A 7,637-nucleotide genomic window follows, 5' to 3' on the forward strand; every position below is an offset into this window, starting at 1 on the left:
CGTCCTCGCGGGAGTAGAGGTCGTAGAGCCGGCGCAGCTCGTCCGGCACGGCCACCGGTGTGCCGTCGCGGTGCACGCCGCCGAACGGGGCGTACCCGGTGCCGGTCACGTCGAAGCGGTCGCCGTCCGGGGTGACCACGTGCCGTACCGCCCACCGCCTCTCGGTGCGGGCGCCGCGCGCCCCCTCCACGACCACGCCGGTGCGCGCCGTCGTCGTCCCGCCGGTGACCTGGACCTGTCCGGCCAACGTCCGCTCCGCCCTGTGCCGGGGCCGTCCCGCTGACGGCTCTCCCGGTGCCAGCCTGGTCCGGTCCGACGCCGGGCGGCAGGGGCGATCCGCCCGCGTGGCCCGGGACCAACGGCCCTGCCCGACCGAAGGAGTCACTGCGTATCGTCTGAGGAATGACCGACGACCTGCGGCTGCGGCCCGTCGGCGAGGACGACCTGCCGGAGTTCTACGCCCACCAGCTCGACCTCGAGGCCAACCGGATGGCCGCCTTCGGTCCGGCGGACCCCGCAGACCCGCGGGTGTTCGCCGCGCGCTGGGTCCGGATCCTGACCGACCCGGACATCGTGTCCCGCACCGCGACCGTCGGGGACACCGTGGTCGGTTACGTGCTGGCCTTTCCCGTCGGGGACCGCACCGAGGTCAGCTACTGGATCGATCCGGCCCGGTGGGGCCGGGGCCACGCCACGCGGGCACTCGGCGCGCTGCTGGAGGAGGTGACCCGACGGCCGCTGCACGCGCGCGCGGCGGTCGACAACGCCGGCTCGCTGACCGTGCTGCGTCGCTGCGGGTTCGTCGTGCGCGGCACCGACCGGGGGTACGCCCCGGCCCGCGACCAGGAGGTCGACGAGTACGTCCTGGAACTGCCCGCCTGAGCGTCCGCCCCGCCTGACCGTCCGCCCCGCCGGGGCGTTGACCTGGGCGGCGACTACCCTCGCGGGGTGAACTGGCTGGATCTCGTCGGCTGGGCCGGCTCCGCGTTGCTGGTCTGGTCGCTGCTGCAGACGCGCATCCTGCGGCTGCGCGCCCTCAACCTGGTCGGCTGTTTCGTGCTGATCGGCTACAACGCCGCCGTGCAGGTGTGGCCCATGGTGGGGCTGAACGTCGTGCTGGCCGTGATCAACGTGTGGTACCTGCGCGGGCTGCTCACCACCCGGCACGACGAGCAGACCTACCAGGTGGTCGAGGTCGGTGCCGACGACGCCTTCCTGGCCCACACGCTGCGGGTACACGCCGCCGACATCGCCCGGTTCAACCCCGGTTTCCACCCGGGGCGGGTGGCCGGCCGCACGGCCTTCCTGGTGGTACGCGCCGACGAGGTGGTCGGCGTGGTGCTGGCCCGGGACGTCGGCGACGGCGTCGCCCAGATCGACCTCGACTACGTCACCCCGCCGTTTCGCGACTTCACCCCGGGGGAGTTCGTCTACCGGCGCAGCAGCCTCTTCACCGAGCGTGGTTTCCGCCGTGTGGTCAGCCCACCGGGCATGGTCGGCGCGTACTACCACCGGCTCGGCTTCCGCCGGGAGGGCGACTCGTTCGTGCTGGACCTGCCGGCACCGACGGTGCCGTCGAGCTGACCTTCCGCGTCGGTGCCGCGCCCGGTCGGAAGCCTCCTTCCGATACCAGGATTCGGCGTCGGGACGACGGGGAATTGGCACCGCTACGCCGCGGGGCCTCCGCCGGCGACGCCACCCGGCGTGGTCCAGTGAGGGAGAGAACCGGGCGTGCAGAGCTACTGGAGCCAGCTGGCCCTGGTCGGAGTCCTGATCGTGATCAACGCGATCTTCGCCGGTAGTGAGCTGGCACTGGTGTCGCTGCGGGACAGCCAGGTCCAGCGGCTGGAGCGCACCGGCCGGGCCGGACAGGTGCTGGCCCGGCTCGCCCGGGACCCGAACCGCTTCCTGGCCACCATCCAGATCGGCATCACCCTGGCCGGCTTCCTCGCCTCGGCCGCCGCCGCCGTGTCGCTGGCCCGGCCGCTGGTGCCACTGCTGGACGACGTCTTCGGCCGGGCCGCCGAGATGGTCGCGATCGTCCTGGTCACGCTGGTGCTGACCTTCGTCACCCTGGTCTTCGGCGAACTGGCCCCGAAGCGGATCGCGATGCAGGTGCCGGAGCGCTGGGCGCTGCTGGTCGCCCGCCCCCTCGATCTGCTCGCCGCCCTCACCCGGCCGGTGGTGTGGGTGCTCGGTGCCACCAGCGACCTGGTGGTGAAGCTGTTCGGGCTCGACCCGAAGCCGGAACCGGACGAGATCAGCCCCGACGAGCTGCGGGACATCGTCTCCGGCCACCACGGCTTCACCAAGGAACAGCAGACCATCATCGCCGGGGCGGTGGAGATCGCCGACCGCCGGCTGCGCGCCGTGCTGGTGCCCCGGCTGCGGGTCTTCTGTCTGGACAGCGGCACCACCGCCGAGGACGCCCGGCTGGTGCTCGCCGCGTCCGGGCACTCCCGGGCGCCGGTGGTCCGGCACGGCGGGCTGGACGAGGCGGTCGGCGTCATCCACCTGCGCGACCTGGTCGGCGTCCGCGACGACCGGCCCGTCGACGAGTACGTCCGCCCGCCCATGCTGCTGCCCGACTCGGTGCCGGTGGTCGACGCGCTGCGCCAGTTCAAGGCCGAACGGCAGCACATGGCGCTGGTCGTGGACGAGCGGGGCGCCGTGGACGGCATCGTCACGCTGGAGGACATCCTGGAGGAGATCGTCGGCGAGATCTACGACGAGACCGACCGGGACGTGCGCTCGGTGCGCACCGAGCCGGACGGTGCGTTGCTGCTGCCCGGCACCTTCCCGGTGCACGACCTGCCGGACATCTCCGTGGAGCTGCCCAGCCGCCCGGAGGGCGACTACACCACCATCGCCGGCCTGGTCCTGGCGGCGCTGGGCCGCATCCCCGGGCAGGGCGAGCACGTGACCGTCGACGGCTGGCTGCTGGAGGTCACCGAGGTCGACACCCGGGCCATCCACGGGATGCGGCTGTGCCGCCCCGGCGACCCGGACACCCCGGCCGCCTCCGCCGAGCAGTCCTCGACCGACCCGGCGGAGCACGCGCCGGCCGACGCGCAGGCCTCATCGGTGGTGGAGCCCGCGCAGGCGTCATCGGTGGTGGAGCCCGCGCGGGCCGCGACGCCGGAAGAGCGGACCGTGCTGGACGGCACCAGGCCCTGAGGCTCGCCTGCTCTCATGGCACCCGCCTTCGGTCAGCCCGGCGGCACCCCGTCGCCGGGCGGTTCCGGCAGCGGGGGATCCAGCCGGACCCGGTGCAGCGGCACCTGCACGGTGCTGCGGCCGAGTCGCCGGGCCACCGCGCGGAGCGCCCACGGGGCGGACGGATGCCGCTCCGGCCCGATCAGACGCCCGCTCACCCGGCCGTACCAGTGCCGGGTCACCACCAGGTCGGTCAACCGCAGCGGCCCGGCCGGACCACCCCGCACCACCAGGTCGACCACCCGACCCAGCCGCCGGCCGTGCTCGTCGTACACGGTCCGGCCGAGCAGCTCACCCGCTCGCACGGCCGGACCCCGGGATGCGGCCGATCAACCTGCGACGCAGCCATTCCTCCACCGGTGAGGGCGTCAGCTCCTCGGCCGGTATCCGCAGCCGCACCGCGCTGTCGACCCGGTCGACCAGGTCGTACGGGATGCGCAGCGGCGCTACCGGGCGGTCCGTGACGAAGCGTTCGGCGGTGAGCACCAGCATCCGTCCGAGCCGTCCGCCGACCCGTGCGCCGAGCGCGCCGGGCCCGCTGAGCAGCGTGCACAGGTACGGCACGCCGTTCGCGTCGAACGCGAACTCCACGTCGTCCACCTTGCCGACCAGCCGACCCGCCACGTCGACGAGTTGGCGGTCCAGCAGTTGCCGGCTCACCCCGATCCTCACTGTCCCATCCTCGTGCCCACGGCCAGCGGAACGGCGGCGATCGCCGCCGCGACGATGACCAGCAGGATCACCGCGCCGAGCAGGTTGAGTGCCCGCCCGTTGACCCGGTCGCCGAGGTACGTGCGGTCGTTGGCGACCACCAGGATCGGCAGGTACGTCAGCGGCAACGCCACCGCGCTGATGATCAGCATGTACTCGGTGAGCGTCACCGGGTCGATGGTGGTGAGCAGCAGCAGGACCCCGAGCAGCACACTGACCAGCAGCACGGTGTGGAACCGCGCCGCCTCGCGCGGGCTGACCCGCTTGCCCCACTGCCACCCGAAGTACTGCGCGGCGGCGTACGCGGCGGAGAGCCCGGTCTCCAACGCGGCGCCGAAGGTGACGGCGAAGAACGCCAACGCCGCCACCGCCAGTCCGACCGTGCCGAAGGCCAGCACGACCGGGTGGGCGACCTCGTCCAGGCTGCTCACCGTCAACCCGGCCGGCCGCAGCACCACGGCGGCGGTGGCGATCAGCGACAACGCGAGGAACCCGCCGATCGGGAACCCGACCAGCACGCTGAACCGGGCGTCGGCCAGGTCGGCCGCACTCCAGCGTTCCTCCACCCCGCCGGAGGAGAAGAAGAACACCTCGTACGGGCTGACCGTGGAGGCGAACAACGCCACCGCCACGAACCAGTACGCGCCCCAGCCCTGCCCGGAGTCGCTCGGCGAGATCGCGCTGCGGCCGAGCTCCGCCCAATCGGTGGGCAGCCAGAACAGCGCCACCGCGAAGACCACCAGGGTCAACCCGGCGAGTCCGAACACCCGCTCCATCAGCGGGAAGCGCATCCGCCACAGCACCAGCCAGACGGCCGCCCCGGCGATCGGCACCCACACCAGGTACGGCACCCCGGTGGCCAGCCGCAGCGCCAGCGCCACCCCGCCCAGTTCGGCGGCCAGCGTGATCACCGTGACCAGGTACGACGCCGCCAGGTTGACCAGGGCCACCCGCGCGCCGAGCCGTTCCCGGACGAGGTCGAAGACCGCCCGGCCGGTCACCGCCGCGATCCGTCCGGCCATCTCGGCGTACGCGCAGATGGCGACCACCCCGAGCAGCAGCACCCAGGTGTGCGCCATGCCGAATCGCGCGCCGGCCTGCCCGGCGGCGACCAGGTCGCCGATGTCCACGAAACCGCCGACCGCGGACAGGATGCCGAGCGTGGCGGCGAGCAGCTTCCTCACGTCGGCGGCGGGGCGGGCGCGGTCATCGACGCGACCATATCGCCGTTAACGCGTCAATTTTCCACAAAACCGGCATCCGCTGCCGGGCTCAGCCGTGGTCAGGTGCGCGCACCACCGAGCCGCGCCCCGGCGTCGGACGTCCGGTCGGGGTCAGGCGTTCGGGTAGAGGTTCTGCAGGCGTACCTGGCCGCGGGCCACCAGCCGGCCATCCGCGTCGGTGATCTCCACCTGCCAGAGCTGCTGGCTGCGTCCCCGGTGCACCGGGGTGCCCACCGCGGTCAACTCGCCGTCGCGCACCGCCCGCAGGAAGTCCGTCTGGTTGGACACGCCGACGACCTGCCCCCGGTCACCCAGCCAGACACCGCCGCCCACACTGGCCGCCGTCTCCACCACCGCGCAGTAGACCCCGCCGTGCTGGAGCCCGTACGGCTGGTGCAACTCCGGGCGTACCCGCCAGCGAATCGTCACCCGGTCACCGCTGATCTCGGTGAACTCCAGCCCGAGCAGTCCGGCGAAGCCGCTCGACACGTCCGGGAACTCCACGGCAGCCTCCTCGATCTTGGCGTCGTCAGCGTAACCGGAGCGTCGGCACGGGCTGACCCGGTAGGGCCGAACCCGGCCGATGGGGGAGAATCGGTGACCGTGACCGAGAGCAGCCCCCCGCCGCCCCGGCGGGACTCCCTGACCGATGACCTGCGGTGGCGCGGCCTGATCCAGGACTCCACCGACCCCGACGAGCTGCGCGGGCTGCTCGACGGCAGCGGGGCCGCGTTCTATGTCGGCTTCGACCCGACCGCGCCGAGCCTGCACGCCGGCCACCTCATGCAGGTCACCACCGCCCGCCGTCTCCAGCTCGCCGGGCACCGACCGCTCCTGCTGGTCGGCGGCGCGACCGGGCAGATCGGTGACCCGAAGGAGAGCGCGGAGCGGACGCTCAACGCCCCCGAGGTGGTGGCCGGATGGGTGAGCCGCATCCGCGACCAGCTCGCCCCGTTCGTCTCGTACTCCGGGGACAACGCCGCCGAACTGGTCAACAACCTGGACTGGACCGGCGAGATGTCGGTGGTCGAGTTCCTCCGCGACGTCGGCAAGCACTTCCCGGTCAACAAGATGCTGGCTCGCGAGGTGGTGCGGGCCCGGCTGGAGAGCGGGATCAGCTTCACCGAGTTCAGCTACCAACTCCTGCAGGCCAACGACTTCTTCGAGCTGCACCGCCGGCACGGCTGCCAGCTCCAGTTCGGCGGCTCGGACCAGTGGGGCAACATCACCGCGGGCGTGGACTACGTACGCCGTCGCGGGCTCGGCCCGGTCCAGGCCTTCACCACTCCACTGGTCACCAGGTCGGACGGCACGAAGTTCGGCAAGACCGAGGGCGGCGCGGTCTGGCTCGACCCGGAGATGACCAGCCCGTACGCCTTCTACCAGTTCTGGATCAACGTCGACGACCGGGACATCGGCCGTTACCTGCGCTACTTCAGCTTCCGCTCCCGGGAGGAGCTGGAGGCGTTGGAGATGGAGAGTGCGGAGCGCCCGGCGGGTCGGGCGGCACAACGGGCCCTGGCCGAGGAGTTGACCAACCTGGTCCACGGCGAACGCGAGATGGCGCAGGTGGTCGCCGCCAGCCAGGCGTTGTTCGGGCGGGGCTCGCTGGCCGACCTGACGCCGGTGACGCTGCGCGCCGCGCTCGCCGAGGCCGGCCTGGTACGCCTCGACCACCTACCGGACGTGGCCACCCTGCTCAAGGAGTCCGGCCTGGTGCCGAGCATGAAGGAGGCCCGTCGGGTGATCACCGAGGGTGGTGCCTACCTCAACAACGAGCGGGTGACCGAGGTCGACGCCGTACCCACGGCGCAGGACCTGTTGCACGGGCGGTACCTGGTGCTGCGACGGGGCAAGCGCTCGTTCGCCGGCGTCGAAGTGGCGAGCTGAGCGCGGTGTGACGCGGGACGCGTCCGGCGGATTTGACGATCAATCCGTCGGGCGCGTAACTTTCTCTCTGTCAGCGCGGAACGGACGAAACGGTCGAAAGACCTAAGGCCGGGGTGCTGGTCAACCCCTCGAGTGCGGTGGATACACTCATCGAGACCGAGGCCGGGTGGTGCACCCCGATTCGCCGCGAGGCGGATTTGGCGAGGCGGAACCGACCGGGTAGGGTTGACGACCGGCAGGGAACCGGGCGAGCTAGCGGGAAACCGCAAGCGGCCGGCCTGCCAAAGCCACGAGACGAGCGGCGATAGCCGAACGGATCTGTGGTGCCCGACAAAAGGGTGGAAGCGCGACAAACCAGCGGAAGCGGGTTTGACACGGTTGAAACCAGCGGGTAACGTAGTAAAAGTGCCCGCCGCGAGGTGGGTGCGGGTGATGCCCCGGAGGGGTGCCTGCTGGTGTGGGTGTTCTGATGGTGTGTGGTTGTTCTTTGAGAACTCAACAGGGTGCTTGATAAGCCAGTGCCAAATTGTTTTATGATACCCCGTGCTGGCCAAGCTTTTGCTTGGTTGGTGGGGATTCCTTTGGCAACAACATTTT

9 protein-coding genes are annotated in these 7,637 nt (G+C 71.6%); 4 read left to right on the forward strand and 5 right to left on the reverse strand.

What is annotated here, in order from left to right:
* Positions 1–247, reverse strand: a 247-nt coding sequence (locus EYA84_RS22035) for a hypothetical protein (protein ID WP_131054946.1), incomplete at its 3' end; no start/stop codon positions are given.
* Between the two features lie 155 nt (positions 248–402).
* On the opposite strand from EYA84_RS22035, the gene EYA84_RS22040 reads away from it, so the two are divergent.
* The 3 genes from EYA84_RS22040 to EYA84_RS22050 all read left to right on the forward strand — a co-directional run bounded on the left by EYA84_RS22040 (position 403) and on the right by EYA84_RS22050 (position 3,177).
* Positions 403–882 carry a GNAT family N-acetyltransferase gene (locus EYA84_RS22040; protein WP_131054947.1) on the forward strand — a complete coding sequence of 160 codons (480 nt, stop codon included), beginning with the start codon at positions 403–405 and terminating at the stop codon, positions 880–882.
* 66 nt (positions 883–948) lie between these two features.
* Positions 949–1,584, forward strand: a complete 636-nt coding sequence (locus EYA84_RS22045; protein ID WP_131054948.1) for a hypothetical protein — start codon at positions 949–951, stop codon at positions 1,582–1,584.
* 147 nt (positions 1,585–1,731) lie between these two features.
* Positions 1,732–3,177, forward strand: a complete 1,446-nt coding sequence (locus tag EYA84_RS22050) for a hemolysin family protein (RefSeq protein ID WP_131054949.1) — start codon at positions 1,732–1,734, stop codon at positions 3,175–3,177.
* A gap of 32 nt (positions 3,178–3,209) precedes the next feature.
* On the opposite strand, the gene EYA84_RS22055 is transcribed toward EYA84_RS22050, so the two are convergent.
* The 4 genes from EYA84_RS22055 to EYA84_RS22070 all read right to left on the reverse strand — a co-directional run bounded on the left by EYA84_RS22055 (position 3,210) and on the right by EYA84_RS22070 (position 5,654).
* A complete protein-coding gene (locus EYA84_RS22055; RefSeq protein WP_131054950.1) occupies positions 3,210–3,521 on the reverse strand; it encodes a PRC-barrel domain-containing protein in 312 nt (103 codons plus the stop codon).
* Positions 3,508–3,888, reverse strand: a complete 381-nt coding sequence (locus EYA84_RS22060; protein ID WP_131054951.1) for a hypothetical protein — start codon at positions 3,886–3,888, stop codon at positions 3,508–3,510. The genes EYA84_RS22055 and EYA84_RS22060 overlap by 14 nt, the downstream gene beginning before the upstream one ends.
* Entirely contained in the window at positions 3,885–5,111 is a 1,227-nt protein-coding gene (locus tag EYA84_RS22065) for an NRAMP family divalent metal transporter (RefSeq protein ID WP_131054952.1), read from the reverse strand. Before EYA84_RS22065 ends, EYA84_RS22060 begins: the two co-directional genes overlap by 4 nt.
* A 150-nt stretch (positions 5,112–5,261) precedes the next feature.
* Positions 5,262–5,654, reverse strand: coding sequence for a PaaI family thioesterase (locus EYA84_RS22070; protein ID WP_131054953.1), 393 nt, complete (start codon positions 5,652–5,654; stop codon positions 5,262–5,264).
* Positions 5,655–5,753: 99 nt separating this feature from the next.
* Here EYA84_RS22070 and tyrS point away from each other — a divergent pair, with 99 nt between their 5' ends.
* Entirely contained in the window at positions 5,754–7,040 is a 1,287-nt protein-coding gene (gene tyrS, locus EYA84_RS22075; RefSeq protein WP_131054954.1) for a tyrosine--tRNA ligase, read from the forward strand.
* Positions 7,041–7,637 lie beyond the last annotated feature (597 nt).

This window comes from Verrucosispora sp. SN26_14.1 (assembly GCF_004307965.1).
GTDB lineage: Bacteria > Actinomycetota > Actinomycetes > Mycobacteriales > Micromonosporaceae > Micromonospora.

Coding starts and splice junctions, on each gene's coding strand:
- EYA84_RS22040 (WP_131054947.1), top strand. CDS start 403: ATGACCGACGACCTGCGGCTGCGGCCCGTCGGCGAGGACGACCTGCCG.